This window comes from Aromatoleum anaerobium (assembly GCF_012910705.2).
Taxonomy (GTDB): Bacteria; Pseudomonadota; Gammaproteobacteria; order Burkholderiales; family Rhodocyclaceae; genus Aromatoleum; species Aromatoleum anaerobium.
On record NZ_WTVG02000040.1, the window covers coordinates 410633 to 435218 of the forward strand.

At 62.6% G+C, this 24586-nt stretch carries 19 protein-coding genes and 1 pseudogene; 10 read left to right on the top strand and 10 right to left on the bottom strand.

Annotated features, from left to right (window positions below):
* Positions 1–11: 11 nt before the first annotated feature.
* Together GO606_RS17460 and ttdB are read right to left on the bottom strand one after the other, a co-directional pair.
* Entirely contained in the window at positions 12–1268 is a 1257-nt protein-coding gene (locus GO606_RS17460) for a glycerate kinase type-2 family protein (protein WP_169119687.1), read from the bottom strand.
* Positions 1269–1376: 108 nt separating this feature from the next.
* Positions 1377–1937, bottom strand: a complete 561-nt coding sequence (gene ttdB / locus GO606_RS17465; RefSeq protein WP_343316363.1) for a L(+)-tartrate dehydratase subunit beta — start codon at positions 1935–1937, stop codon at positions 1377–1379.
* A 52-nt stretch (positions 1938–1989) separates the two neighbouring features.
* Between ttdB and GO606_RS17470 the strand changes: the two genes are divergently transcribed.
* Complete coding sequence (locus tag GO606_RS17470; protein WP_246979332.1) at positions 1990–3291, top strand: IS1182 family transposase; 1302 nt, start codon at positions 1990–1992, stop codon at positions 3289–3291.
* 215 nt (positions 3292–3506) lie between these two features.
* Here the strand turns inward: GO606_RS17470 and ttdA are convergent, their stop codons facing one another.
* The 3 genes from ttdA to GO606_RS17485 form a co-directional block, all read right to left on the bottom strand.
* The gene (ttdA, locus tag GO606_RS17475; RefSeq protein ID WP_169119998.1) at positions 3507–4406 is read right to left on the bottom strand and encodes a L(+)-tartrate dehydratase subunit alpha; all 900 of its coding nucleotides are present in this window, start codon (positions 4404–4406) and stop codon (positions 3507–3509) included.
* Positions 4407–4494: 88 nt separating this feature from the next.
* Positions 4495–5772, bottom strand: a complete 1278-nt coding sequence (locus GO606_RS17480) for an SLC13 family permease (RefSeq protein WP_169120000.1) — start codon at positions 5770–5772, stop codon at positions 4495–4497.
* 151 nt (positions 5773–5923) lie between these two features.
* Positions 5924–7012, bottom strand: a complete 1089-nt coding sequence (locus tag GO606_RS17485; protein WP_246979712.1) for a tartrate dehydrogenase — start codon at positions 7010–7012, stop codon at positions 5924–5926.
* A 116-nt stretch (positions 7013–7128) separates the two neighbouring features.
* On the opposite strand from GO606_RS17485, the gene GO606_RS17490 reads away from it, so the two are divergent.
* Both GO606_RS17490 and hflX read left to right on the top strand, forming a co-directional pair.
* Positions 7129–8055 (top strand): LysR family transcriptional regulator, encoded by a 927-nt coding sequence (locus GO606_RS17490; protein ID WP_169120002.1) that lies wholly within the window; start codon positions 7129–7131, stop codon positions 8053–8055.
* A 557-nt stretch (positions 8056–8612) separates the two neighbouring features.
* The gene (hflX, locus tag GO606_RS17495; RefSeq protein ID WP_041645482.1) at positions 8613–9935 is read left to right on the top strand and encodes a GTPase HflX; all 1323 of its coding nucleotides are present in this window, start codon (positions 8613–8615) and stop codon (positions 9933–9935) included.
* 330 nt (positions 9936–10265) lie between these two features.
* On the opposite strand, the gene GO606_RS17500 is transcribed toward hflX, so the two are convergent.
* Positions 10266–10775 carry a GNAT family N-acetyltransferase gene (locus tag GO606_RS17500; RefSeq protein ID WP_169120004.1) on the bottom strand — a complete coding sequence of 170 codons (510 nt, stop codon included), beginning with the start codon at positions 10773–10775 and terminating at the stop codon, positions 10266–10268.
* Between the two features lie 208 nt (positions 10776–10983).
* Positions 10984–12216, bottom strand: coding sequence for a glycosyltransferase (locus GO606_RS17505; protein WP_011236114.1), 1233 nt, complete (start codon positions 12214–12216; stop codon positions 10984–10986).
* 135 nt (positions 12217–12351) lie between these two features.
* Between GO606_RS17505 and GO606_RS17510 the strand changes: the two genes are divergently transcribed.
* Positions 12352–12927: a TetR/AcrR family transcriptional regulator gene (locus tag GO606_RS17510; protein WP_211166792.1), complete on the top strand. Its 576-nt coding sequence runs from the start codon at positions 12352–12354 to the stop codon at positions 12925–12927.
* Positions 12928–13241: 314 nt separating this feature from the next.
* Here the strand turns inward: GO606_RS17510 and GO606_RS17515 are convergent, their stop codons facing one another.
* A complete protein-coding gene (locus tag GO606_RS17515) occupies positions 13242–14495 on the bottom strand; it encodes an IS256 family transposase (protein WP_169120008.1) in 1254 nt (417 codons plus the stop codon).
* Positions 14496–14914: 419 nt separating this feature from the next.
* Between GO606_RS17515 and GO606_RS17520 the strand changes: the two genes are divergently transcribed.
* Together GO606_RS17520 and GO606_RS17525 are read left to right on the top strand one after the other, a co-directional pair.
* Positions 14915–15862, top strand: coding sequence for a DUF4238 domain-containing protein (locus tag GO606_RS17520; protein WP_169120010.1), 948 nt, complete (start codon positions 14915–14917; stop codon positions 15860–15862).
* Between the two features lie 94 nt (positions 15863–15956).
* Positions 15957–17252, top strand: a complete 1296-nt coding sequence (locus GO606_RS17525) for a hypothetical protein (protein ID WP_169120012.1) — start codon at positions 15957–15959, stop codon at positions 17250–17252.
* Between the two features lie 581 nt (positions 17253–17833).
* On the opposite strand, the gene GO606_RS17530 is transcribed toward GO606_RS17525, so the two are convergent.
* Both GO606_RS17530 and GO606_RS17535 read right to left on the bottom strand, forming a co-directional pair.
* The gene (locus tag GO606_RS17530) at positions 17834–18319 is read right to left on the bottom strand and encodes an OmpA family protein (RefSeq protein ID WP_169120014.1); all 486 of its coding nucleotides are present in this window, start codon (positions 18317–18319) and stop codon (positions 17834–17836) included.
* 412 nt (positions 18320–18731) lie between these two features.
* On the bottom strand, positions 18732–19004 hold the full coding sequence (locus GO606_RS17535) for a hypothetical protein (protein ID WP_169120016.1): 273 nt from the start codon (positions 19002–19004) through the stop codon (positions 18732–18734).
* Positions 19005–19309: 305 nt separating this feature from the next.
* Between GO606_RS17535 and GO606_RS17540 the strand changes: the two are divergent.
* From GO606_RS17540 to GO606_RS17555, 4 genes and pseudogenes are all read left to right on the top strand, one after another.
* Positions 19310–20260: pseudogene (locus GO606_RS17540) on the top strand (IS1595 family transposase); the annotation flags it as partial.
* Between the two features lie 511 nt (positions 20261–20771).
* Positions 20772–21362: a JAB domain-containing protein gene (locus tag GO606_RS17545; protein ID WP_169119136.1), complete on the top strand. Its 591-nt coding sequence runs from the start codon at positions 20772–20774 to the stop codon at positions 21360–21362.
* A gap of 411 nt (positions 21363–21773) precedes the next feature.
* Positions 21774–22346, top strand: a complete 573-nt coding sequence (locus GO606_RS17550) for a phosphohydrolase (protein WP_169119135.1) — start codon at positions 21774–21776, stop codon at positions 22344–22346.
* 626 nt (positions 22347–22972) lie between these two features.
* Entirely contained in the window at positions 22973–24544 is a 1572-nt protein-coding gene (locus GO606_RS17555) for a recombinase family protein (RefSeq protein ID WP_246979716.1), read from the top strand.
* Positions 24545–24586 lie beyond the last annotated feature (42 nt).

Genomic DNA, 24586 nt, shown 5'->3' on the forward strand with positions numbered 1-24586 from the left:
GTCTCGGTTCCTTAATTGTTGTGGCGGCCAGCCGTCTCGTGGGTGATCAGGATGGCGCGAAAATCATTCACGTTGGTGAGGGTCGGGCCGGTGACGACGGCATCGCCCAGGGCGCCAAAGAAGCCGTGTCCGTCGTTATCTGCCAGGGCCTCGCGGGGCCGAAGGCCCTGGGCCCAGCCGCGGGCCAGGCTGTCGGGGGAGAGAAAGGCGCCGGCAATCTCCTCCTGGCCGTCCACCCCGTCGGTATCCGCCGCCAGGGCGTGGATGGCGGGATGTCCGTCCAGGGCGACGCCCAGCGCGAGCAGGAATTCGACATTGCGCCCTCCGCGGCCGCGGCCCCGCACCGTGACCGTGGTCTCGCCCCCGGAGAGCAGCACGCAGGGCGGAGTGAAGGGCTGGCCGCGGTCGGCTACCTGCAGCGCAATGCCGGCCATCACCTTGCCCACGTCACGGGCTTCACCTTCGATGGCGTCGCCCAGGATGTGGGCCGCCAGCCCCGCCTCCCAGGCCACCGCCGCCGCGGCTTCGAGGGCGAGCTGGGGGGCGGCGATCATGTGGGTTTGCACCCGCGCGAGGCGGGGATCGCCGGGCTTGACTGATTCACCGCGCCCGGATTCGAGCAGATCGAGCACCGCTGGCGGCAGGTCAAGACCGTAGCGGCGCACGATCGCCAGGGCATCGGCGCAGGTGGTGGGGTCGGGAACGGTGGGCCCGGAGGCGATGTTGATGGGGTCGTCGCCGGGTACGTCCGAGATCAACAGATTCACCACCCGGGCCGGGTGACAAGCCGCCGCCAGGCGCCCACCCTTGATGGCGGAGAGGTGGCGGCGTACGCAGTTCATTTCGCCGATGGTGGCGCCACAGCGCAGCAGCTCGCGGTTGACCTGTTGTTTGTCCTCCAGGCTTAGTCCCTCCGCCGGCAGCGGCAGCAGGGCCGAACCTCCTCCCGAGATCAGACACAGCACCAGATCGTCGGCAGACAGCCCCTCCACTACCGAGAGCATCCGCGCCGCAGCGGCCAGCCCTGCGGCGTCGGGCACCGGGTGGGCGGCTTCAACGATCTCGATCCGCTCACACGGCACGGCGTAGCCGTAGCGGGTAACCACCAGGCCGGATAATTCGCCCGGCCAGTAGGCCTCCACGGCCCGGGCCATCTCCGCCGAAGCCTTGCCGGCGCCGATGACCACCAGGCGCCCGGCCGGCTCCGCCGGTAGGTGTAGTGGTATGCACTGCGCCGGCTGCGCGCTGGCGACCGCGGCATCAAACATGCGGCGCAGCAGTTGCCTCGGATCTTTGATCGAATTCACGGTAAACCTCCTACTCGGTCAGTCAGCTTGGAGCTCGGCCTGCGCAACGGACAAGGGCGACCGGAACGATCACTTGATGAAACCTACCTGGCGCTTGATCCGATCGATGACCGGCTGCTTCTTTGCGTTGAAGCTGGCCTTGTTCTGCTCGATCAGGTTGTTGCCCTTGGTATCGATCGAAATGATCAACGGACCAAACTCCCGCACACGGTTCACCCAAAGGGTCTCGGGCATGCCCAGGTCCTGCCATTCGGCCCGCTCGATTTCCTCTACCAGGGTCGCCGCAAGCACCGCACAGCCGCCGGGGAAGATCGCATGTACGGCCTTGTGCTCCTGACACCCGGCGGTTGTCTCGGGCCCCATGCCGCCCTTGCCGACAATCAGCTTGACGCCCGTTTCTTTGATGAACTCGCGCTCGAATTTCTCCATCCGCATGCTCGTCGTCGGCCCGATCGACACCATCTCGAACTTTCCGTCATCCTTTTTGCGCACGATCGGGCCGGCGTGAAAGATCGCGCCACCCTTCAGGTCCACCGGCAGTTCGCGCTTCTGCTCGATGAGCCGGCGATGGGCGACGTCGCGGCACGTAACCAGGTGTCCGGTGAGAGGCTGTGAAAAATCCCCGGCCAGTTATATGCCGTTGTTATAATTAGGTCTTGCTACGAGGTCTGGATTTGCGCCGATGACGAAGATGCGAGCACGGGTGCTGCTGCCCAACCGGGGGCAGATGGAGTTTCGGGCAAGTGACCTGGAGTCACTGCTGCCGGAGGGGCATCGGGCGCGCCTGGTGTGGGCGTACGTCGAGCGGCAGGACCTGTCACGGTTCTACGCCGGGATTCGTGCGGTCGATGGCGGGGTGGGCCGCTCGGCAATCGCGCCGGAGATTTTGCTGGCGCTGTGGTTGTACGCCACGCTCGACGGGGTGGGCAGCGCGCGGGCGGTGTCACGGCTGCTCGAATCGCATGACGCCTACCGCTGGTTGTGCGGCGGGGTTCAGGTCAATCACCACACCCTTTCGGACTTTCGCAAGGATCAGGGCGAAGGGCTGGACGAGTTGTTGAGTGTGAGCATCGCCAGCCTGATGGCGGCCGGGGTGGTCAAGCTCAAACAGGTGGCGCAGGACGGGATGCGGGTGCGCGCCAGCGCCGGGGCGGGCTCGTTTCGCCGCAAGGAGAAGCTCGAAGGCTACCTGGAGGCGGCGCGCGCGGCCGTGGCGCGGCTCAAAGCCGAGGTGGAGGCGGACCCGGCGCAGGCCGAACGGGCGCGGGAAGCGGCCCGGCTACGGGCGGCGAAAGAGCGTGAAGCGCGTCTTGAGAAAGCGCTGGCGCGGCTGCCCGAGATCGAAGCGATCAAGCAGCGGCAAGGCAAAAACCCCGACCAGGCGCGCGCGTCGATGACCGATGCCGAAGCGACGGTGATGAAGATGGGCGACGGCGGCTTTCGGCCGGCGTACAACCCGCAGCTGGCGAGCGACGCCGACTCGCTGGTGATCGTGGGGGTCGAGGTGGCCACCGTCGGCAGCGACCAAGGGCAGATGGTGCCGATGATCGAGCAGGTCACCGCGCGCTGTGGTCAGGCCCCGGAGGCTTGGCTGGTCGATGGCGGCTACGTCGGGCACGAGCAGATCGAGCAGGCGAGCCGGAGCACCGTCGTTTATGGGCCGGTGCCGCAACCCAAGGACAAGGCGGTCGATCCGCACCAGGCGAAGGCCGGCGACAGCGAAGCGGTGGCGGCCTGGCGGCAGCGGATGGGCACGGACGAGGCCAAGGTCATTTACAAGCGGCGAGCGGCAACGGCCGAATGCGTCAATGCGCACAGCCGCAACCGCGGCCTGCAGCAGTTCCGGGTGCGGGGTCTGGCGAAGGTCAAGTGTGTGATGCTGATCTTTGCTTTGGCGCACAACCTGATGCGCATGGTCAGCCTCGCACCGGAATTGCTCGGGGTAGGGACAGGTGCGTCCGCAGTTCCCGGAATCGGGGTTTAAGGGGCGAAAAATGGGGAAAAACGTCAAATGAACCGTCGATAGCAGCACAAACGATGCAAAAACCCTATCGCGCCCAGCAAAACGGCGTTAACCCCGCTCGCGCGTCTAATCGGTCCTGCGAACGAAAGATTCACAAACTCTGAGATAGACCGTGTCACCGACGTTCAGGCTTTCCAGGTCTTCGCTTTTGATGGGGGTGGTAAGAATCTTCTTGGTCACAGCACTGCTCCTTTGTGGGAGATGATTTCGTAGGACAGGTCGGCATCGATGCGGATCTTTCCGCGGCGGTGCGCCCAGCAACCGGTCGATACAGCGACGCCGATCGTCGAGGGATGGCGCGCCGAGGATTCGATGTTGACGCCCATCACGCTGTTGTTGCCGGTCAGCCCTTGTGGCCCGATACCGATTTCGTTCAGGCCTTCCTCCAGCAGTTGCTCCATCTTTGCGGCGTTCTCGTTCGGGTTGTGGGAGCCCACTTCGCGAAGGATCGCGCGCTTGGAAAGTCGTGCTGCCGTTTCGACCGACGTAGATACGCCAATCCCGACCAGCAAAGGGGGGCAGGCGTTGACGCCGCGCGAAGTGATCACATCGAACACGAAATCGGTGACCCCTTCGTAGCCCTCTCCCGGCATCAGCACGGTGGCCTTTCCCGGGAGGGTGCAGCCACCGCCCGCCATGTAGACGTCGATGAGTGCGGAGTCGTCGTCGGGGACAATTTCCCAATCCAGCCAGGGAATCTTCGAGCCCGTATTGGTACCGGTGTTCTTCTCGTCGAACGTCTCCACGGCGTTGTGGCGAAGCGGGCCCATCTCCGTTGCGCCGAGCGTCGCATTGCGCAGGATGTCCTCGAGTTCGCCCAGCAAGGGGAACCTTGCACCGGCCTTGATGAAATACTGGATGACGCCGGTATCCTGGCAGCTCGGCCTGTCCAGCTTGTCTGCAGCCTCCTGATTGTCGGCCATGGACATGTAGATCGTTTTTGCGAGGGGGTTGGTCTCGAATGTCCGCAGTTCAGCCAGTTTGTCCTTGACGTCATTCGGAAGGCGCTTGCCGATGTAGGAGGTGAACTTCGCCATCACATCGGTGAGGGCCGTTATTTCGGTTTCTCGTTGCATTTCGCGCTCCTTTGGGGGAATGGGCGGTCGGGTGAGGGCGCCCCATGCCAGGGGCGACCGGAGATTGAATGTGTGAGCTGTACGTTGATCAGCTTGGGAAGAACGGGAAGAAGATGAGCAGCAGCGGAATGCTGACGGCACCGGATACGAAGATCAGGGGCAACCCCGCCCGGACGTAGTCCATGAAGCGGTAACCACCTGCCGCGAGCACCATCGTGTTGGCAGGCATGCCGATCGGCGTTGCATAGGCACACGAACCGCCGATCACGATCGCCATCAGCACAGCCCTTGGATCGGCACCGATACTGGCCGCGATTGAAAGGCCGATCGGCACCAGTAGCGCGGTGGTCGCAGTGTTAGACATGAAGTTCGTCAGCACACAGGCAATCGCGAAGATCACAACCAAGAGCAGGACCGGGGATGGGGTATCGCCAAGCAGGCCCATGATGCTCGTTGCGACAGCCGCACCGGCGCCGGTGGACTCGAGCGCAGTGGCAAGCGACAACGTTCCGCCAAAAATGAAGATCGTCTGCGAGTCGATCGCCTTGTAGGCCTGCTTTTCCGTCAGCACCCCGGTGAGGACGATCAGGACCGCGCCGATCGAGCCGATGATGTGGAGCGGGATGCCGATGCTGCGCTCGAATACCATCCCGGCAATAGTCGCAAGCAGGATTGCAAGCGAGGTGTATTGCTTCCACTTCGGAACATCCGAGTAGTCGAGCTTGGGTGCATGCGAGGGGTCATACGGATCGGCAGTGTTGTTACCGCCCGGAAGCAGCCGATGGCCGAAGAGTGCAAAGAACGCGATGCCACACAGGAGCATGGGTAGGCCGATCTTCGCGTACTCGAAGAAACTGAACTCCTGGCCGATCTGTTGCAGTGCGCTTTGTGCAATCAGGTTCCCGGGGGCACCGATCAGGGTCAGGTTTCCGCCCATGGCCGCCGCGAAGACCAGCGGCATCAGAAGTCGGGAACGGGCGAACCCCGATTTCGCCGCGATGCCGATCACCACCGGGATCAGGACGGCCGCAGTACCGGTGTTGGAGAGCACACCGGACAGCAGACCCACGATGAGCATGATGGCAATGATCAGTTGGCGCTCGGTCTTGGCGAAGCGGGTTACCAGCCCCCCGATCTTGTTCGCCATGCCGGTCTCGAACAGCGCTCCACCGACGATGAACATTGCAACGAATAGAATGACGTTTGTATTGACGAAGCCATTGAATGCGACTTTTGTATCCAGCACGCCAGTCAATACCAAAGTCAGGCAGACGATCACCGAAGTCAGCGCCAGCGGGATCTTTTCCCAGACAAACATGACTGCGGCGAAAAGCAGCAGCAGCAGGGTTATTTCCATCGGATTCATTGAGGTCTCCTCCTAACGTGCGTACCGACGCCCCACCGCTGTTATCGTCAGCAGGTGCGTGGACACGGCGGCGCTGCAACTGGAGCAGCGCCGCCTATCTTCTTGTGGATGTGTTCGCCCAACCCGGCGCGCAATGCGCCGGTGGAGGCGATCAGGCGGCCAGGGACTTTGCGCCAGTGAGGAACTGACACACTGCTGCAGTCACGTCGGCGGTCTTCGCCGTGCCGCCGAGGTCGCCGGTGTGAAGAACGGGGTTTGCCGTGACGCTCTCCACCGCCTTCATCAGCTGGGCGGCCGCTTCCGATTCGCCGAGGTGTTCGAGCATTAGCGCGGCCGACCAGAAGGCGCCGACCGGGTTGGCCAGGCCCTTGCCCATGATGTCGAACGCCGACCCATGAATAGGCTCAAACATTGAGGGGTAACGGCGTTCCGGATCGATGTTGGCGGTCGGCGCAATGCCCAGGCTGCCGGCAAGCGCCGCAGCCAGGTCGCTGAGGATGTCGGCGTGCAGGTTGGTGGCGACGATGGTGTCGAGCGAGGCCGGACGGTTGATCATGCGCGCGGTCGACGCATCGACGAGTTCCTTGTCCCAAGTCACGTCCGGGAACTCCCTGGAAACCTGCACGGCGATCTCGTCCCACATCACCATGGCGTGGCGCTGGGCGTTGCTCTTGGTGATGACCGTGAGCAGCTTGCGGGGCCGGGACTGGGCCAGCTTGAACGCGAAGCGCATGATGCGCTCGACCCCTGCCCGGGTCATCATCGACAGATCGGTGGCGGCCTCGATCGGGTGGCCCTGGTGCACACGGCCGCCGACGCCGGAATATTCGCCTTCGGAGTTCTCCCGCACGATGACCCAGTTCAGATCGTCGGCGCCGCAGCGCTTGAGCGGGCCGTCGATACCAGGCAGGATGCGGGTCGGGCGCACATTGGCGTATTGGTCGAAGCCCTGGCAAATCTTCAGGCGAAGGCCCCACAGCGTGATGTGATCGGGGATGTCCGGATCGCCGGCCGAGCCGAAGAGGATCGCATCCTTGCCGCGCAGGGCGTTCAGTCCATCTTCTGGCATCATCACACCATGTTCGCGGTAGTAGTCGCCGCCCCAGTCGAAGCTCTCGAACTCGAAACCGAATGTGCGGCTCGAGGCCGCCAGCGCTTCCAGCACTTGCTGGGCCGCGGGCACAACTTCTTTGCCGATGCCGTCTCCGGGAACCGTGGCAATGTTATAGGTCTTCATCATGTGTCTCCTGTCTCAGTGGTAGGTGGTGCAGTGGGTGCACTGTAGGAGTTGGACTTGGCCGCTACGCGCGCCTGGATTCAAGCCATCGTTAACCTGAATTCAACAATGGCCCCGCCATGACCGTTGGCATCCAACCGGCAGAACTCAGCTTCTTTTCCACTCTGGCCTCCTGCGGCAGCCTCAGTGCGGCGGCGCGGGAACTCGGCATCACCACGCCGGCCGTCAGCAAGCGCCTGGCCCAGATGGAGGCGCGCCTGGGCCTCCCCTTGGTCAACCGCACCACACGCCGCATGAGCCTGACGCCTGAAGGTGAAGTGTTTCTGGAGCACGCGCGGCGGATCCTGGGTGACATCGCCGATCTCGACCAGCTTCTGACGAGGTCGAAAGGCACCCCCAAAGGCTTGCTGCGAGTCAATGCCACCTTGGGTTTTGGCCGGTTGCACATTGCGCCGGTGATCTCGCGCTACGTCTCGCAGTACCCCGATGTGGACGCACAGTTGCAGTTGTCGGCCACCCCGCCGCCCCTGACCGACGACCAGTTCGACGTTTGCATCCGCTTCGGCGCGCCCCCCGAGGCTCGCGTGATCGCCAAGCGGCTGGCTCCCAATCGGCGCCTGCTGTGCGCCTCGCCAAAGTACCTGAAGGCGCAGGGTGAGCCCAAGGTGCCCAATGACCTGACGCACCACAACTGCATTGGCATTCGGCAGGGAGATGAGGCCTACGGAGTGTGGCGACTTTCTCCGTTACGCAGCCCCAGCCGGGACACGGAAGCCGTCAAGGTTCGCGGCAACCTCACCACCAACGACGGCGAGATCGCGGTGAACTGGGCCCTCGACGGCCACGGCATCCTGATGCGGGCAGAATGGGACATCAAGCGTTATCTGAACAGTGGCCGGCTGGTGCAAGTCCTGCCCCAGTACCAGACGCCAGACGCCGACATCTATGCGGTTTATCCCCTGCGGCATCAGCTGTCGACACGCATTCGGACGTTTATCGACTTTCTATCGCAATCGTTCGTCCGGTTCGGGGAAAAGTCGGGTTGAGGTCTCAGCGTTACAAGTCGGGTAGGTGATCAAATGAGCGTAGGCAAATTCAGAACGACCTTGCTGCTACAACTATAGCGACCTGCCGGCACCTCCCCAATGACCACTGAGGCATTGCGCTGCCGCCCTGGCTCTCGTCCTGACAGACTGCTTCACTCAGAAACCTGCCGCAGGTCTGCCGCGATGATGAGTGTCTCTTGTGGGTCGATACCGCCAGTTCGATCAATTGGACACCTGCCGTTCGACGGCGCTGAACGCCGTGGGACGGTTTTCCGCAGCACTGCCGCCACTCAATCGGGCGTGTCTGGCCGGCGGCTGAGCAGCACCTTGGCGCCCCGGCGAAGGGTGACGTCCTTGAGGGTGATCATGAAGTCAGGGCTCTGATAGGGGGTTGCGGTTGCGGGCGGATAGGGGAAAGAACGCGCGCGGGGACCGCACTGCGGAGCTCGACCGAATCGGGACGGACGCAAGGATACGTGCTTTGGCGAAGTTCACCGAATAGGCCGTCGCCGAAGTGTACTATCCGGCTTTGCCCACTCACGAGACGTAATCTCCGAATGCAAAGCGAAGTCCAGGGAAAGCCCACGTACGCCGTCGCCGCGGCCGTCCAACTGCCGAACGTGAGCGATGTCGAGTTCGAGGCGTCACTGACCGAGCTGCGCGAGCTTGCGAAGACCTTGGGGCTGACGGTCGTCCACACCTTCATCCAGAAGCGTTCCGGCTTCGACACGACCGCCTACCTCGGCACCGGCAAGCGGCAGGAAATCCGCGAGTTCGTCGACGCCGGCGGCGTCGTCGACGGCAAGTCCCACGAGATCGACGTGATCCTGGTCGACCACGAGATTTCGCCGTCGCAGGCGCGCCACCTCGAGCTGGAGGTGGGCTGCGAGGTGACGGACCGCACGATGGTCATCCTTGAAATCTTCCATCGCAATGCGCGCTCCCGCGCAGCCCGCGCGCAGGTGGAGATCGCACGCCTCGGCTACATGGCCCCGCGCCTGCGTGAGGCGGCGAAGCTCGCGGGACCGCAAGGTCGGCAGCGCAGCGGCACCGGCGGCCGGGGCGCCGGCGAGTCGCACACCGAGCTCGACCGACGCAAAGTGCGAGACCGCATCGCCGAACTGCAGGAGGAAATCGATGCGATGGAGGTCGAGCGCAAGACGCAGCGCGCGCGTCGGCAAGGGCGTCAGAGCGTTGCGAACGTCGCGCTCGTCGGCTATACGAACGCCGGCAAGTCGACTTTGATGCGGGCGCTCACCGGCAGCGAGGTGCTGGTCGCCAACAAGCTTTTCGCGACGCTCGACACCACCGTGCGGGTCATCTACCCGGAGAGCGTGCCGAGGGTGCTCGTCAGCGACACGGTCGGATTCATCAAGAACCTGCCGCACGGGCTCGTCGCGTCATTCAAATCGACGCTCGATGAAGCGCTGGATGCCTCGCTACTGCTCCACGTCATCGACGCCAGCGATCCCGGTTTCGAGCGCCAGCGGGAGGTCACGGACCAGGTGCTGGCGGAAATCGGCGCCGATGTGCTGCCGCGCCTGCGCGTCTTCAACAAGATCGACCACGTCGGCGATGCCGAGGCGCAAGCCGAACGCGAAGCGGCGTTGCGGGCGCAGTACCCGGACTGCGTCGTGATGAGCGCCCGTCGTCCGGAAGACGTGGCGAAGCTGCGCCAGCGGATCGTCACCTTTTTCCAGCAGGACCTTGTCGCCGCCGAACTCTTCCTTCCCTGGTCGGCACAGCAATGGCGCAAGGACATCTACGCGAATTGCGAGGTGGTGGACGAGCGGGCGGACGACGAGGGCGCGTTCTTCCACGTGCGCGGGGAGCGCGACACCGTGGAGAGCCTGCGCGAGCAGTTCGAGCAGGTGCGATGAGCTGAGGGTATCGGCTCTACAAGCGAGCGAAGAACCAGCGCCCCTCCAGTTTGACAGACCGGCGCTGCGCTCCGCTGCCAAGCGGGATGCCGCGAAGCTCGTTCGGCCACTTCCGTTCGGTCCCCTTGGCTTCAGAGCCGACATTCGAGCGCCCGCTCGACGCTGCCATTTGCCCGATTGCCAGATAGTGCAGTTCGGCCGAAACTGCCTGCCAGCTCGCACAACATGAGGGGCGGCAATGCGCGCTTACACTGGCCGCCCAGTTCTCACGCGGATTGAACGGCAGATCACGACCGCCTCGATCTGACGGTTTCGACCCAGACCCACCAATCACCTGGTCATGCCAAATGCGTGATGATAGGTGACCGTGCCAGTCGCCATCGGTTGTCCGAACGACAGTGCCATGAAGTATTCGGGAGGCACGTCTGGCAACACGAGACCGGCCTCGTTCGCAAAACCGAATCGCTTGTAATAGGAAGGGTCACCAAGGACAACGCAGCCTGATGCACCTTGTGCGGAAAGCCGAGCGAGCGCCTCGCGCATCAGTTGCGCCCCGATGCCGCGTCCCTGCAGCTCGGGAATGACCGATACAGGCCCCACCCCGAACCATCCTGCCGCGCCACTGGATATGGAAACCGGTGAAAGGACGACATTCCCGACGATTACCCCATCCATTTCAGCGACCAGCGAAACCGAGAGCGCGCCGGCATCGCGCAACGCCGCAACGATGAACTGTTCGTTGTGGTCCGAATGAGGCGCGTGGCGAAAAGCTGATTCCGTTACGGCCTCGATTGCCGCAGCGTCTTCTGGAGCTTCGGAACGGATGATTAGTTTCGTCATGTGGGTCACTGTAGGTGGCAACAGACGCTTCTGGCCGATACTTCCCTGCCGGCATAGGCCCCGCAGGCGCCCGCTCGGCGCAAATCGTCCAGGCGCCGAGCGGCTGCTTGCTGGAGCGGTTCCGAAGGGATCGTATCGGCCAGAGGCGCAATTTTGTCCGCTTGGTAGTTGTCGTCAAAACGACGATTTCACTCGGCAAGCCGTCGGATCAGGTGCGCATCGCCACACAAAACGAACCCTTGATCAGTTTCTCAATCTCGCCTACGGCGGTGCCCAGCCCATCTTCCTTTTCCATCTGCTCGCCAAGCTGCGCTGCCCGCTTCTGGACCCCCTCGCCTTCGACAAAGCCTATCGCCTTCCCCAGCAGCCCGGCCTCCAGCTTCGCCGCATCGAGTGCTGGCGGCGCGACGCCCAGACGATTCAGGCGTTCGGCCCAGAAGGCTTGATCGCCGGCAAATGGGATGACGACGGACGGCTTGCCAGCGCGGGTGGCGGAATGGGTCGTACCGGAGCCACCATGATGGATGACGGCGCTGGTGCGCGGGAGCAGCCAATCGTGCGGGGTGGTACCGATACGCAGGATGTTGTCAGGCAGCCCGACGTCGTCCATGCCGCTCCAGCCGGGGTAGAAAAGTGCGCGGCGGCCGGCCAACGCAGTCACCAGCGTTTCTGCCATGTGTTGCCCATCTATCCCGGCCATGCTGCCGAAGCCGACATAGACTGGCGGCGGGCCGGCGTCGAGAAAGTCGGTGAGTTCGGGCGGTGGCGTGAAATCGGCGACCGGCGTCTGCCATTGGCCGCACAGGCGCGCGTGGGCCGGCCAATCTCCGGGCTGCGGCAGGATCGTCGGTGAAATGCCGTAGAGCATTGGATGTTCGATCGGCAGATCTCGACGCGGCGGCAGCCTGAGCACACTCTGGCGCGCTTCATTCAGGGTTTTCCTGAAAGCAAACCAGAGCAACTGGTTCGTTGCCCGGAGGCTGGCATGGTTGAGCCAGCGTGGCACCAGAGCGGCGGGCAGGAAAGGCGAAGGAAACTCGCGCGAAGGCGTGAGCGGAATCATTCCGCTGCCGATGACCGGGATGCTCAGGCGTTCGGCCACCGATAGGCCGATGAAGCCCGCCAAGCCGGACGTGAGGATGGCGTCGCAGCCTTCGGCAGCCGCCAAGGTTTGAACCGTCCAGGCGCGGGTGTTGGCGTTGGTCAATTCCACTAGTGCCTTGGCCGTGCCTTTTGGCCCGTGGCGGCTCCATTCGGAGAACAACTGGCGGACGTCGCCGGGCAGCGCCGAGTTGGCCAGGCCGAGTTCTTTGGCCGAGCCGAGGGCGCGCGCATCGCCGAGCAGATGGACAGCGTGGCCGCTCCTGCGCAGCGCGTGGCCAACGGCGACGAGCGGCCGGGTGTCGCCTTCCGTGCCGTACGTGAGGATCAGCAGTTTCATAGAAACGCCCTAAACAGTATACGTCGTATACTTTAGCGTCCTTTATACTTCTCGGCCATGATCTCTCTGACCGATCTGGAAACCCCTACCAAGGTGCTCGCGAGCGGCCGGCGACCGCTGAAGAAGGCGCACCTGATGGAACGCATTGCCGCTGCTGCGGGGGAATTATTTCAAGCCGCTGGCTACATGACCGTGACGATGGAGCAGATTGCCGCCGCCGCCCAGGTCTCCAAGCGCACGTTGTACAAGTATTTCCCGGCCAAGGAGGCGGTGCTGGCGCATCTGCTGGAACGGGAACTGGCGCGCGACCTTGCCGGCCGCGGTTTACGATTCGACCTGAACGCTCCGTTCCGTGCCAACGTCTCCGCACTACTGGCGGAGTCGGCTGCCTGGTGCGAGCGTCATCCCGACTATCTGCTGCCCTATATCCGCTACAAATTCGGCAGCTTTGAGCCGAATGCCGAAACCGCCGACAAACCCGCCGACAGCGGGGACATGGTGCAGATGTGGACGCTGCTGATCGCTGCGGCCCAGCAGCGCGGCGAACTCGATGCGACACGCCCGGCCGAACAACTGGCGATCTATTTCCATTACCTGTATTTCGGCGCGCTGATGCGCTGGATCACGGATGGGCGGCTCGATCTGAAGCAGGAGTTCACGACAGTGGTATCGCTGTTCGTCGATGGTGCCTGCGCTGCAAGGCGACAGTAGTATTCCCCTGCAAAGCCGCGGAATTTACATTATGAGCATGTCAAAGCGGCAATTCGGGGGCTAACGGGATCCCGGTCCTTTATGGCAACTTTTAAGGTTATCGATCACTGCACGGGTGGTCCGGGCGCAGTCCGTCGGAGGCGGACAGAGCGGCCGCTCGAACGAATTTGCGTACGGGCTGCCGCGTCCAGTACCGGCCGAACGGCAAGTCCCGGCCCCGGCGGGGGTGTCAGGATTTCTGTGTGTGAGGCGTGAAGAGACTGTTCCAACGGGGCCGCCTGCAGGCGGCCCCGTTGGAACAGTCGGTAGTCATTTTAGCCCCGGCCGGCTTCAAAGCGCTCGGCGTAAAGGATGGCGAACTGGTTCATCGCCTCTTTCCAGTCTTTGGCTGCCCGTCCCCAGTCGGCGGTGATGTTGCGCAGGGCGAGCCAGATCAGCTTGGTTGCCGCCTCGTCGCTCGGGAAGTGCCCCCGCGTCTTGATGATCTTGCGCAGCCGCGCGTTGATGCTCTCGATGGCATTGGTGGTGTAAATCACCCGGCGGATCGGGGACGGAAAGGCAAAGAACGGGATCACCCGATCCCACGCCCGGCGCCAGGCGGCGGCCACGGGGGGAAACTTCTCGCCCCACGGCCCTTGGGCGAATGCGTCGAGTTCGCCCAGCGCCGCTTCGGCACTCGGGGCGGTGTAGATCGGCCGGATTGCCGCCGCCAGCGCCTTGCGATCTTTCCAACTCGCGTAGTCGAGGCTGTTGCGGATCAGATGCACGATGCAGGTTTGCAGCGTGGTCGCCGGAAACACCGCCTCCAGCGCTTCGGGCATGCCCTTCAGGCCGTCGGTGACCGCAATCAGGATGTCGGTCACGCCGCGCGTCTTGAGGTCATTGAAGACCTTCATCCAGAATTTTGCGCCCTCGGTGTTCTCGATCCACAGCCCCAGGATGTCGCGTGTGCCGTCGGGCAGCACCCCGAGCGCCAGGTAGATCGCCTTGTTGCGGACTACGGCGTCCTCGCGGATCTTGACCCGAAGGGCATCGAAAAACACCACCGGGTACATCGGCTCCAACGGGCGGGATTGCCAGGCAGTGACTTCACCCATCACGGCATCGGTGACCGAGCTGATGAACTCGGGCGACACGTCGGTGCCGTATTGCTCGCCCAGAAATCCCTGGATCTCGCGGATCGTCATTCCGCGCGCATACATGGCGACGATCTTGTCGTCGAAGCCGGTAAAACGCCGCTCGTGCTTCGGGATGAGCACCGGCTCGAAACTGCCGGCGCGGTCACGCGGCACTTCGATCCGCAGCGGCCCGTCTTCGGTAAGCACCGTCTTGCCGCTCGCGCCGTTGCGGTGATTGCTGCTCTCGACCGGCTTGTCAGCGCCCGGCAGGTAGCCGAGGTGATGACTGAGTTCGGCGCCGAGTGCCCGTTCGATCAGCGCCTTCTTGAACGCCATCGCGGCCGCGTTGACCGCCTCGGCGCTCATTGGACCGCCGACGAACTGGTCAATCAGTTCTTTCGGAATGTTGGGCAGCGCCGCCGGTTGCTTCTTGCTCGTCTTGCTTGGCATACATGCTCCTTGCTGACATGTTATGCCTCACACACAAAATTTCTGACAGGCTCGCCCCGGCCGGTCGATCACCTTCTCTCGACGACAGACTTTCGAGGGGCTGTTTCGCCCCGAGACCTGCCGGATGCTGTACTTCAGCATCTCGGCCTCAACGGTCGTTCGAACGGTAGCCTGCACCAGTCACCAATCCATCGGTAACCTGCCGCTCAACCACGGACTCCAACGAGCTGCAGCTTTTCGATCCGGTGAACGCGAACTCCGACCCGTTGCCGCGTGTCGTGCGTGCTGGCATTCTTCGGTAGCTTTCTGGGCTGAACGCGGGAGGTCTTCCAACGGCACCTCGGCGAATTCCGTCGCATTGATTGCGCGCAGATGAATTACGCAAGTATGCTTAACAACTCGTCAAATTTTCACCTCCCATGTCCAAGCACAAGAAGCAACACTTCGTGCCAGCCTGCTACCTCAAAGCGTGGTGTGATCCGGAGGCTCCCCCAATGCATAAGCCATATGTATGGGTTTTCGACAGAAATGGTCAAAATGTCCGGAGAAAAGCCCCAGAGAATATCTTTCACGAGTCAGATATGTACACCACTTTCGGCAAGAACGGAGAGCGTGATCTCATACTGGAACAAGGTCTCAGCCAACTTGAGATGGAATTCACAAGAATTCGCAACAGCAAAATCAACTACGGCCGCGATCTAACTCCTGACGAACATATCCTACTCTGTGCATTTACTGCGACAGCGCAAGCTCGCACACCAGCTAACCGAGAGCATCAAAGAAAACAGTGGGAACGTCCGCTAAGAATGATGGAGCGGATGACGGAGGCTGTTGCGAACATGACGCCAGATACGAAGGAAAGATTCATCGCCAGCCAACCGCCTCGCTCCGTCAATTCGAAGGGAAGTATCGGCTACGAGGAAGTCAAGCAAATGCACGAGAACCCTTTGCAAACATTGTTGTATCCGATGATCCAAGCGACAACGCCGTTGCTATGCAAGCTCGACATGGCATTTCTCGTTTCCAACGACGAGATCGGCTTTATCACGTCAGACCATCCGTGCGTGTGGTTCGACCCAGATTCCTGTCGGCGCCCTCCGATGTATCGTGGTCCGGCGCTGATGTACGAGACGATAGAAATTACCGTTCCACTATCGCCAACACACTGTCTGTTGCTCAATCGGCAAGGGATGAATGGCTACATTCAAGTCCAACCCAACGTCGTACATGAAGTAAATCGTAGAACGAGATTCGAAGCCGACGAATATTTTGTCGTCCGGAGAAATGTCAAGCTGGATCATTGGTTTGATCGTGGGAGAGAGCCTGAAGACTCATGGGATCGGCTGCATCCGCGTTCAGGAGGATAGACCGTGTCCGATGCGGGAGAACACCAAATCGTACCGGACACAACTGCCAGCCATTCCGTCTTCGCGCAACTAGCAAATATTGATTGAGGGAATATTGGGAACTCAAAACGTCGCGATAGTTGCGAAGGAAAGCGGCCGCAAAGTTGCGGGACAGCCGGTTTTCCCACGGCCAGTTCGTTTGATTCGAGAACTGATAGCTGCCTTCGTCTGGCTCCTGGTTGTCGGTCAGCTATTGCTTTTCGACATCGCTAGCTATCTCTCAGTACGATTCGCGTATCTGGAACTGCTTCTTCGCTTCCGGCTGCTTACGTTATTGGTCGTCGTAGCCCTCCTCTGGGGGCTGCTCGGAAACCGCAGGTTCCTGCTATTTTGTGGTTACATATTCGCCTATCCGTTTGTTCTCGTTTGCTGGCACATTCCGAGGATCCTGTTCAAGAACTGGGCTGTTGTCCTCGCATTCTCTCCAGCTGTGCATTCAATCTTAGGCCGCTTCAAAGCCAGCTTCATTACGTTTGTGGTTGTTCTCCTTGCGGCTTCCTTGGCCTCACTCGCTACCTATAAGCCTCTAATCGCCGGATCAATGAGTGTTCTTGGCGTCTATCTCATTCATCACTTCATCCGACGGTTTCGGGTTGCCTTCTCTCCCTCAACTGTCTTCGCCGATGCGGCAAATGTCATCCGCAACATCTGGAGCACGATTAAGGATTCAGAATTCTTCAAGCGACCGGAGAATATTGCCCCCGATTCGAGCGAGTATAGGCAGAAACTCGGGCAGAACCTACTTAGCCTCTACGTATTGACGGCCGGCTTACACTTCCTTGGAGAACGCCTTAAAGTGGTGGCGAGAAGTCGGAAGCTAGATTTATATTTTCTCTCTTCTCTGCTATACACCTTCATACTTACTACGGTTCTCTTTGCCTTCGTATACTTTGGCTTGGAACGCTTGCTACCGGGAAGCTTTACAGGTGAATCAAGCCCAGGTTTGTTTGACTTTCTGGGCCTGAGCTTCGGCACCCTGATGACCGCAGATATATCCCCCTTGAAGCCCGTCAGCGGCATAGCGCAGGCGTTCATGTATGTTCAGTTGTTTGCATCGCTCCTAATAATCGTCCTATTGGTCTTTGTTGTCCTTACAAGCATCAGAGAGCGCCACAGACAGGATCTTGATGCAGTCATTGTTGAAATTAGCGAAGCTTGTGACCGTATAGGCAGTGCGCTCGAATCGAACTACGAACTGACTATCGCCGGGGTCGAGGCATTGCTTCTAGAATTTAGCCCTAGTGTGATGAAGTGGTGTTTGAAGCTTAGACATGGTGAGGAACGGGCTAGAACGATTCAGGCGGAACGTGAAGCGCGCGGTAAACTGGGGCGTGAAGGTGGACGAGAGTAGGGTGATTTCGATCCGAAGGATCGTCGCCCCCTGCCGTTCGACCATATTGAGGCGCTGCACGGCAGGTTTAGGCCGCGTTGCCGCCACTCATTTGGCTCAGGCTGGCCAGCAGCTCAGGCCGAGGAGGCGTCTCCGACCAATCGTCTCCAACGGCCGCTGTACTTCATCACCTGCCCTTTGGTCAGACGCGGCACGAAGGCCTGCAGGCGCAGGCTCTAATGTGTTGCGTCCCCCAGGTGAATCCGCCTCAGCACTGCCGCCGCTCAATCTGCGCGGGCTGGCCGGCAACTGAGGCCCACTTCCGGTCCTGGGCCGGAACGGACATTGACAATCCGATCCATGGACGTCCGCGGCGATCAAAATGGTGACCGGACGTAGAGCAAGAAACCGACTTCTGGACTCGCTCGAGATAGCTCCGGTGCCGCCGCATTCCGTCGCCTCGCCGCAGGGGGGTGAAGAGGAAGATCTCCCGTTTCCGGTCCCGGACGAGGCGTTGTTCCGGCCTGTCAGGCACTTCCCCGCCGACACGCGAAAAACCGGGGAGTCCCCGGCTGCTCCGTGTGCTGCGCAACGGATCCCGCTTACTGCACGCGCACCTCGACGCGACGCGCCTCGGCGGCGTCCCCACCACCCGACGTGACGGCCGGACGGCGCAGCAGCACGCGCTCGGCAGGCACGCCGGCAGCCAGAAGCGCCTCGCGCACCGACAGCCCGCGGTTCTTCGCCACCTCGGCGTTCACCGCGGCGCCACCGGTCTCGTCGTGAAAGCCGGACAGCAGCGCCTTCTTCTCCGGCGCCGCTTCCAGTGCGGCGATGACGGTCGCCAGGTCGGCCGACGCGTTCGCGGGCAGCGCCGTTTCGCCGACACCAAAGTAGAACTTCACCAGCGGCTCGCCGACTTCCGCAACTTCAACGAATCCGCCTGCCGCCGTGGCCACCACGGGTTCCGCATCGGCTGCACGCAGCGTCCAGGCTCCAAGTCCGATGACCAGCGCGATCACAAGCGCTATGACGCCGAAGAGTACACCGATGACGACGTTGAGTTCGCCGTCTTCCTGATCGAACATGTCCTAAGCTCCAGTCATGGGTTGTCCCGCGCAGCCGGGGTCGGGCGAGAGTTTAGCCCAATCCCGTGCGGTCACCGTTATTCATAGCGAATTCCGAATGTGGAGATCGGCAGCTTCGTTCGCAGGCCGTAGGCATCGCCACTTGCCAGCTTCAGCCGCGGCGTGGTGACGGGAGGGGAACGGGCGGACTTCGGGCTGCACGGCGATCGTTGGGGCAGTGCCACACCTATGGCAGTGGCCATTGGCCTTTATGACGCCGCAAACCCGTAGAGCACGTTTCTTCGTTTGATTTCGTCACGGGCAAGGGCTATCGGATTTGACGGACGCGTTCGTCTCGGATCGGCCCACTTTTGCCTCATCCCCCAGGCGGAATCGCTCCCCCGGTCAGGCCTGTCGGCAGCGGCACACTTCCTTACCGGGCGCGCACGATCCATTCCTGCACCACGCCGCGCTCACCCACCCGCTCATAGCCGCGCCACAGTTGCACGCCGTTGCGGGCGCTGATCAGGACCGGCTCGTAGAGTTCCACCGGCGCGTAGCCGCTCGTCCACGGGCTCTTGAGGCGAAGCCGGCGCGCGCCGTTGGCGACATCCAGGACGAACTCTCCCGAGTGCTCGGTCTGACTCGCCGCCTCGTCGCGCGCCAAACGCACGCCGTCGCGGCGCATCACGCGCACGTCGAACACGCCCGCCCCGCGTCGTCGCCCCTTGCTTCGCCGTTGCGCTCAGCAGGCGGTGAAGCGGCACCCGCCGCTGGGACCGCTGCGAGGAAAAGCGCTTGATCGCACTCCGGACACACCCGGCAGACCGCCTGACTGCACTGCGCATGCTCGAACGAGCCGATCGGAACCGAGGTATGGCAATAGGGGCAAACGACGTGCGGGGCGTTACGAGGATCAGTGTTCATCATGGCGGGGCTCCTATGAACTGTATTTTCGTAGGGGGTATCCACTTAGCTCCACCGACCCCGGAGTGCTGTATATTTATATATATGATAGCTCCGGTTGCAGGGATGGACTACCCCCGAACGTGGAACGAGTTCTTGGACTGGTTCCCGACGGAGGAGGCCTGCATGGCCTTTGTCGAGCGGCTTCGCTGGCCGCACGGTTTCACCTGTCCGGCGTGTGGGGTGGTCGGGCCGCCGTACCGCGCCAGTCGGGGACGCTTGATGTGCCGCAGTTGCCGGCATCAGACGTCGGTCACGACCGGCACGATCTTCGAGAAGACGCGCACGCCGTTGCGCGTATGGTTGGCGGGGGCTTGGTATGCAGCCAACCAGAAGCTGGGCGTGAGTGCCCTCGGCTTGCAGCGGGTGCTTGGCCGAGGCAGTTACCAGACGGCGTGGACGATGCTGCACCGCTTTCGCCGAGCCATGGTGCGCCCGGAGCGCGAAAAACTGCATGGGCTGGTCGAAGTCGATGAAACCTATTTGGCCCTCACCGACCGGCAGTTACCCATTACGGCCGCGGGGCGCAAGAGCAAGACCACCAAGGTCCTGGTCGTCATGGCGGTGGAAATCCACCAGCCGAAGGGGTTCGGGCGAATTCGGCTGCGCCGGGTGAGCGACGATAGTGCTGCGAGCGTAATTCCGTTCGTTCAGGAAGCCGTCGACGCCGCGGCCGTCGTGCGTACCGACGGCTCGGCTGCCTATCTGGGATTGAAGTCGCTCGGATATGGGCACGAGCGCAAAGTCATGCTCGGCGCGGAGGATGCGGCCCATGTCGCGATGCCCGGCGTCCACCGGGTCGCGTCGTTGGTGAAGCGGTGGATTCTCGGTACGCACCAAGGCTCAGTGCAGCCCGACCAGCTCGACTTCTACCTGGATGAATTCGTGTTCCGTTTCAACCGCCGCGCCTCGCGCTCACGCGGCATGCTGTTCTACCGACTGATGGAGCAGGCTGTGCGGACTCCACCTGTAACGTACGCCGATGTTGCACGGAAACGGCGACCTACCGCAGGCTTAGTGGAGCTAAGTGGATACCCCTTATTTTCGTACAGTCTTTCTGCCTCTTCAAGAGCCGATCGCCCACGTTCGAGAATTTGTCTCCTAACGAGCTGATCCTGCAACCGTCGAGTTCGGCGCACTCCACTACGAGAATGGAATGTTCTACGCGCGACCTCTTCTTTCGGCCGGGGCGAATGTCTACGGCCCGCTATGGAGGATCGCGGTCGCCTTGCAGCCTCTCGATTGGCCGATGATTGAGAGTGACTCGGCGCGCAGGAAGCGACGCGCGAGCGCGTCGAGGCGCCGCAGTCGAGCTAAACGCCTTGACGGGGTCGGCTGCCACGCCTATGAATATTCTGTCTGGTCGAAAGACTGCACGGCATCCGGTCAGCCCCTGTAACCGGAACGGCTTTCGGGCTCGGGGTCACTTCGTAGGTTCATGTTCAATCCCGTGGGGAGTTCCTCCCCCACGGAGAGACGGCTCTCCGCATTGTCCAAGGAGACGCCGATGTTGCCCTTCTACGCTTCGCCTACTTCGCTCGCGGATGCCGCCCTGCTCGAGCGTTTCTTCGGCCCCGAGGCCGAGGACGTCTGGGAAAGCTGCGGCGGCTCGTGGAGCCGGGTCGTCGAGTTCGCCCGCGAGCCCCGCACGCCCGCCTGGGACGCATTGTCCAGCGCGCTCGAAATTCTGCAGCGCAGTTTTGCCGAGCAGCTTGCCGCGGGGGACGTTCTCGACGCCCCCGATGTGGTCAAGCCGTTCCTTCGAACTTTCTTCGCGGGGCGACCCTACGAAGTCTTCGTGGCCCTCTATCTCAACGCCCGCAACCACCTCATCCTTGCCGAAGAGGCTTTTCGCGGCACGCTGACGCAAACGAGCGTCTATCCGCGCGAGATCGTGCGCCGGGCGCTCGAGCTTCGCGCGGCCGGCGTGATCTTTTCGCACCAGCATCCGTCCGGCGCCTGCGAGCCGTCGCTCGCGGACGAACTGCTCACGCGAACGCTCACTTCTGCGCTCGCGATGGTCGAGGTGCGGGTGCTCGACCACTTCATCGTTGCCGGGCACTCGACGGTCTCGTTCGCCGAGCGGGGTCTTCTCTAGACGCGCACCGAAGCTCAGGTTTCCTCGCGCTTCGCGCGGCCACTGCACCTTGCACGTGGCCGCTTTTCTCAGGCGGCCGATGCCTGAGAAAAGCGGCTACGCTGCCCGCCAATCCGCCCTGACCGTCCCCGCACAGCCGTCACCGCCAGCCGTCACCGCGCCTCCTTGCCAACGCGCAGCCGAGGCACTAGATTGAACACGCTGGCCGGTCGGCATCCTGCCGCATCCACAGACGCGCGGATCCCCTAGCTCCGTCTTCTAGCACGCTCTCGCTTCTTTTCCTTGCTCGTCGCGCGGCGCCAATGCGCTGCTCGAACATCGTCCCGAATCCTCACGCGTCGCCAGTCCATGAGCTGCTCATCGGACCGAAGGCTGGCCCCCGGACCCACGAACCTCAGCAAGGAGAAGGACATGAAGCATGATTCCCCTGGACTACGGGCAGCGCGCCGTATCGCCCCCGGCAAGATCCGCCCCGCGACCGACGCTGGCGACGCCACCATGACGGCCGATCACGTGCGCATCGAAGACATCGCGCACGTACTGGCCACGACGTGGTGCTTCGCAGGCCAGACGAAGACTTTCTACTCGCTCGCGCAGCACGACTATCTCGCGAGCGTGATGGTCCCCCCTCAAGACGCCCTGCCCGCCCTGCTGCTCGATATCGAAGACGCGCTCAGGCAGTTGCTGGCGAGCCGCGAGATGAACGGCCGTACCACCGCGGCGATTCGGGCGAAGTTCGGGGTCTCGGGCGCCCTGCCTTCCTCTGTCCGGGATGCCGATCTCATTCTTCGCGCCACCGAACAACGCGACCTCGAGCGACCGCGAGACAGCCTGTGCCCCGCCCTCCTTCAGGTTCGGCCGTTGTCGCTCAAGCTTCAGCCGCTTCCGCCGATCGTCGCGAAGCACCTCTTCATCGATCGCTACTACGAGCTGCGGCCTCAGGCCGACCCGAGGCGCCGTCACCCTGAGGAGGGCGTGACATGAGGCGCGACGACAATCCGGGCGGTTCCGGCGGCGCCCGGCGGATCTACCGCTTCCACTTCGGCTGGTCGACCGCCGGTCGCGTCAACCACTTCAACTTGGCTGCACCGCCCCTGCAAGAGCCCGACTGCGCCAACAGTGAGGTGATTCAACGTACGCCGGGCGGCAGCTTCCCGGGCAATGGAAGCGCCGACTTGAGAACGTCCGGTCCATCCAGGAGCCAGCGAGCGCATCGCTGCGCGAATGCTGTTGGAAGGAGGGCCGGCGAATGAGTCTGCAACAAAGCGCCACCTCACACGACGAACAAAACGCTGCAACTCGCCCCGACAGTTGCAAGAACCTGTCACATCGAGGCGTTGAAACGAGCTCCGCTGCTCCGGCGGGTCGGCGCGCACCGACTCACGCACGGAGGAGCGTTCCTGGAGCGGTTCCTGCCGCCGAGCGGGAAGACGGTCCTCGAGCATGCGACAGCGGCGAAATCGCTGCCGGCGCCGAAGGAGTGAATCGGATGAGCGGGCTCACCCCTGCCCACCTCGCCCTGATTCGCCTCATCGCACGGCAGGCTGTTCGGGACCATTCGACACCACAACCCAAGAAGCCGCGCGGCATGGAGCCAGAGCGTTCAAATCGTGCCGTTCAAAGCCGGCGGTCAACCCGATAAGCTATTTCAGATGCGAACCGCCGCCTACTGCCGATTCTCGTCCGACGCTCAGCGCGAGACCTCGATCCGCGACCAGCTCCGAAACATCGAGGTCTATTGCCAGCGCGTGGGTTGGCAGGCCCCGGCCCTCTACCAGGATCAAGCGGTCTCAGGTTCACGCAGCGATCGTCCCGGGTACCAAGCCATGCTCGAGGCGGCCGAGCTTGGTGCCTTCGATGTGCTGCTGGTCGATGACCTCTCGCGCCTGTCGCGGGACCACATTGAGAGCGCGCAAGCGGTGCGCCGGCTCAAGTTCTCCGGGATCCGCATCATTGGCGTGTCGGACGGAACGGACACCAGTCGCGACGGCTACAAGCTCGAGACGGGCCTTCGCGGGTTGATGAGCGAGTGGTACCTCGACGACCTGGCGAAGAAGACGCACCGCGGCCTCATGGGCCAGGCGCTGGAGGGCTACAGCGCGGGAGGTCTGCCCTATGGGTACCGAAGCGAGTTTGACGGCAATGGCCACCGCCGTCTCATCGAAGAGGAGCAGGCGCGCTGGGTCCACTTCGTCTTCGAGCGCTATGCCGCGGGCGCGAGTCCACGACAGATCGCCGACGAGCTCAACCGTCGGGGCGTTGCGAGCCCCCGTGGCGGCACCTGGGCGCACTCTGCGCTCTACCCCGACAGCAAGGGCGTGGGCATGCTCGGGAATCCCATCTACAACGGCCACCAAGTGTGGAACCGCACCGCCTGGATCAAGGATCCGGCAACCGGCCGGCGCCGGCGCACGCTGCGCCCGATGTCCGAGTGGGTGATTATCGACTCGCCCGAACTCAAGATCGTCGACGACGAGCTGTGGAGAGCATGCGAGGCGCGCGCCCGGGCGGTGAAGCGTAACACCGCGGCAAAACGGAAAGCCGGCAAGGGCTCTGGCGGACGTGCGCCGAAATACCTTTTCTCCGGGCTCCTGAAGTGCGGGGAGTGTGGTGGAGCGTTCGTGATCCAGGGGCGCACGGACTACGGATGCGCGACGCACAAGAACCGCGGTCCGTCGGTGTGTGGGAACCGGTTGAAGGTGCGGCGCGCGACCATCGAAAAGGTCCTGCTGGCCGGCATCAAAGACTCGCTTCTTTCGGACGAGGCCTACCGGGCCTTCGAAACGGAGGCATGTGCGCTGTTGAAGCAGGCCAAGCCTGACCCGGGCGTCGCAAAGCGGAAGCTTGCGCACGCGCACAAGGAGCTCGACAACCTGATGGCGGCCATCCGCGCTGGCATCATCACCCCCACCACCAAGGCGGCACTGATGGAGGCCGAGCGCCAGGCCGCCGATGCGCAGGCCGAGCTTACCGCGATCGAGCGCTTCGAGCCGACGCAGATCCTACCCAGGGCCCGCGAGATCTACCGCGACCTGGTGGCCAGACTGGAAGCGGTCGAGGACATCACCAGCGCACGCGAGGCGATCCGCAAGATCGTGGGCGGTGAAGTCCGCCTTATTCCGGAAAACGGTGCGCTGACTGCCGAACTGGCGGAGCCGGTTTTTTTTTGCTTGGTGAAATAACGATCAAATCCTGCCCCCGCAACCAAATAAGTACAAAAAACC

Excerpts from the sequence above, each read along its gene's own strand:
- GO606_RS17500 (WP_169120004.1), bottom strand. The coding sequence starts at position 10,775 with ATGACGAAACTAATCATCCGTTCCGAAGCTCCAGAAGACGCTGCGGCA.
- GO606_RS17545 (WP_169119136.1), top strand. The coding sequence starts at position 20,772 with ATGTTGCCCTTCTACGCTTCGCCTACTTCGCTCGCGGATGCCGCCCTG.
- GO606_RS17550 (WP_169119135.1), top strand. The coding sequence starts at position 21,774 with ATGAAGCATGATTCCCCTGGACTACGGGCAGCGCGCCGTATCGCCCCC.
- GO606_RS17460 (WP_169119687.1), bottom strand. The coding sequence starts at position 1,268 with ATGTTTGATGCCGCGGTCGCCAGCGCGCAGCCGGCGCAGTGCATACCA.
- GO606_RS17520 (WP_169120010.1), top strand. The coding sequence starts at position 14,915 with ATGTCCAAGCACAAGAAGCAACACTTCGTGCCAGCCTGCTACCTCAAA.
- GO606_RS17515 (WP_169120008.1), bottom strand. The coding sequence starts at position 14,495 with ATGCCAAGCAAGACGAGCAAGAAGCAACCGGCGGCGCTGCCCAACATT.
- GO606_RS17490 (WP_169120002.1), top strand. The coding sequence starts at position 7,129 with ATGACCGTTGGCATCCAACCGGCAGAACTCAGCTTCTTTTCCACTCTG.
- GO606_RS17530 (WP_169120014.1), bottom strand. The coding sequence starts at position 18,319 with ATGTTCGATCAGGAAGACGGCGAACTCAACGTCGTCATCGGTGTACTC.
- GO606_RS17485 (WP_246979712.1), bottom strand. The coding sequence starts at position 7,012 with ATGATGAAGACCTATAACATTGCCACGGTTCCCGGAGACGGCATCGGC.
- GO606_RS17510 (WP_211166792.1), top strand. The coding sequence starts at position 12,352 with ATGGAACGCATTGCCGCTGCTGCGGGGGAATTATTTCAAGCCGCTGGC.
- ttdA (WP_169119998.1), bottom strand. The coding sequence starts at position 4,406 with ATGCAACGAGAAACCGAAATAACGGCCCTCACCGATGTGATGGCGAAG.
- GO606_RS17470 (WP_246979332.1), top strand. The coding sequence starts at position 1,990 with ATGACGAAGATGCGAGCACGGGTGCTGCTGCCCAACCGGGGGCAGATG.
- GO606_RS17505 (WP_011236114.1), bottom strand. The coding sequence starts at position 12,216 with ATGAAACTGCTGATCCTCACGTACGGCACGGAAGGCGACACCCGGCCG.
- GO606_RS17480 (WP_169120000.1), bottom strand. The coding sequence starts at position 5,772 with ATGAATCCGATGGAAATAACCCTGCTGCTGCTGCTTTTCGCCGCAGTC.
- hflX (WP_041645482.1), top strand. The coding sequence starts at position 8,613 with ATGCAAAGCGAAGTCCAGGGAAAGCCCACGTACGCCGTCGCCGCGGCC.